The sequence below is a fragment of the Candidatus Similichlamydia epinepheli genome, assembly GCF_003056015.1.
The window spans coordinates 1-2,196 of record NZ_PPEU01000103.1 but is presented as its reverse complement, the minus strand read 5'-3'; the positions used below and the strand labels follow the sequence as shown (position 1 = coordinate 2,196).

The following is a 2,196-nucleotide window of genomic DNA, read 5'->3' as shown; positions in this document are numbered from 1 at the left end:
GCCGAGAGAAGTGCGGATTCAGATCTATCAAATAGAGCGATTGCGCTATGAACCGCCTTATTTGGATGGACAAGCTCTGTCTGGAGATTCGAGAAAGTTCTGGAGTTGTATTTGATCGGGGAATGTTAATCCGAGGTTGTTTGAGAGCGTTAAGAGAAGTTGGGCTCAATTTAAAGTCGGTTAAGGACGAGTATCAACTTTCAGATAATATCGTATCTCACTTAGGTAAGCTCTAGACAAAACTCTTTTTTGTACAAATCATTTGTGCAGTGAAGTAAAGCTCGTTGTATCATTCAGATCGGGAGTTTAGAAGAGGTGGTTAACTTTTGGGACGGTATTGCCCTTTTTGTCAAGGTGATTTTTATTTTCCCAACACTTCTGTGGTCTTTCGAACTAGAGCAATAGAAGCTTTCTCGGGCCGTCTTTGGACTTTGTTGCGTCCAGAGATGTATTTTTCTCGTGGGTGTCGCCAGTTTTCGATTGGGCCTGTTTGTTCGGTCATGATCAAATCACTGAGTAAGATTTCTGATGAATTGTGGGAGAAGATAGGTGACTGTCGTGCTCTCTTTCTCTACTCTTATTCTCCAATTCGTCCTGGTGAACCTTTTGCTTCTTTATTAGAAAAATTTTCTTTTTCTGTTGAGAAATCTGCGATCACAACTCAAAAACGACAAAAAAATCGTCGCTTCCCTCCGAGAAGGCTTCATGCACTTTTTTCTTTCCATTTACATGATCGTTCGCTAATGCGTCAGTTGTATCCCGTTCTTTATGAAGCTCTTGAGCCTCGTTTGTGTCGGCTTTCTGTGGATACAACTTTTTATGATGAATTTGATCTTGATGTAACAGCGAATCGTGTCCGTTGTGCAGATATCTTCATTCCTCTTTTGACTTCTTCTTATCAAAATTGTGCAAATCAGTTGGTGCGCACACAATTTAAAACAGCTTTAGAATGTTTGCCCAAGAAAGGCCCTTACTGGATATTACCCTTAGTTATGAATCCGAATTTGGAAGGTGATTTTTTGAACGTAGTCCAAACATTCCCTACGCTGTTTCTTTTTGAACAACCATTAGATCTGAAAAAATTAAAGAAAGAATTTTCTTCTCTTATTCATATGATTTTTGAGACTCGTCAAGTATTTAGGTAAATGCATGTCTGCACATTCCCTTTCCTGTTCTTTAGTTGGGTTGCCAAACGTAGGCAAATCGACTCTTTTCAACATTTTGACCCAAAGTCGTTCGGCTCAATCAGCTAATTTTCCATTTTGTACCATTGATCCCAATGTTGGAATTGTGCTGATTCCAGATACTCGTTTGGAATCTTTAGCTAAGGTAGGTTTTAGCCAAAAGATCGTTCCTGCTGCCATGAAAATTGTCGATGTAGCTGGACTTGTACAAGGTGCTCATGAGGGCGCTGGTTTGGGTAATCGTTTTCTTTCTCATGTTCGAGAAACGGATTTGATCATTCAAGTCGTCCGTTGTTTTGAGGACCCTGATACAATCCACGTTTTGGGTCGTATTGATCCGATCGGAGACGTTGAAATCATTCATCTAGAATGTGCGCTTGCTGATTTAAAAATGGCTCAAGAGTCTTTGCAACGGCGCAAAGGCAAAGCGATGCATGACCCTGAAATCTCTCGAACGCATGAGCTTCTTCGTCGTTGTGTGGTTTGTTTGGAAGAAGGTGTTGCTCTTCGTTCAGTGGAGTGGACCACCGAAGAAAGGAAGGCTTTAAAGGAATTTCCATTTTTGACAATGAAACCTTTAATCTTGGCAGCAAATGTAGGAGAAGAAATTCGCCCCCAAAAGAAAAAACAGACACCAGTAAATTGTTCAAAAAGAAATGTGGAGAGAGCAAGCAATAGTCCGAGTGAAGTGACAAAAGTGGCAGCTCCCGGTATGTCTTGTGACTTAGCCACTTGTCCTTTCTTTCTTGCATCTCGCAATTTTTTGGGAGTTGCCTTCTCTGTCTTTTCTCCCATTTCTACTTCCTCTTAAACAAATGGGTTTTTGCTTAGATCTTGTGGTAGAAGAGAAGCACATCCCCTTCTACAACAACATAATCTTTTCCCACATGACGAGCTTTTCCTTGATCCTTTGCTCCTTGACGTCCGCCGCAAGAAAGAAAATCTTCATAACTAATCTGCTCAGCACGAATAAAGCCTTTTTGCAAATCAGTGTGAATTCTCCCTGCAGCTT

Annotated in this window: 2 protein-coding genes and 2 pseudogenes; 2 read left to right on the top strand and 2 right to left on the bottom strand. The window is 40.9% G+C overall.

Features of this window, described 5'->3' with window-relative positions; all coding sequences use genetic code 11:
• The first annotated feature begins 380 nt into the window (after positions 1–380).
• Positions 381–1,145, top strand: a complete 765-nt coding sequence (locus GCCT14_RS04520) for a hypothetical protein (RefSeq protein ID WP_108624404.1) — start codon at positions 381–383, stop codon at positions 1,143–1,145.
• 4 nt (positions 1,146–1,149) lie between these two features.
• Positions 1,150–1,476 (top strand): annotated as a pseudogene (locus tag GCCT14_RS05505) (GTPase); the annotation flags it as partial.
• Positions 1,477–1,838: 362 nt separating this feature from the next.
• Here GCCT14_RS05505 and GCCT14_RS05680 read toward each other — a convergent pair.
• Both GCCT14_RS05680 and GCCT14_RS04510 read right to left on the bottom strand, forming a co-directional pair.
• A pseudogene (locus tag GCCT14_RS05680) lies at positions 1,839–1,979 on the bottom strand (EscU/YscU/HrcU family type III secretion system export apparatus switch protein); the annotation flags it as partial.
• 32 nt (positions 1,980–2,011) lie between these two features.
• A partial coding sequence (locus tag GCCT14_RS04510; protein WP_157952616.1) for a DUF933 domain-containing protein occupies positions 2,012–2,196 on the bottom strand: 185 nt, incomplete at its 5' end.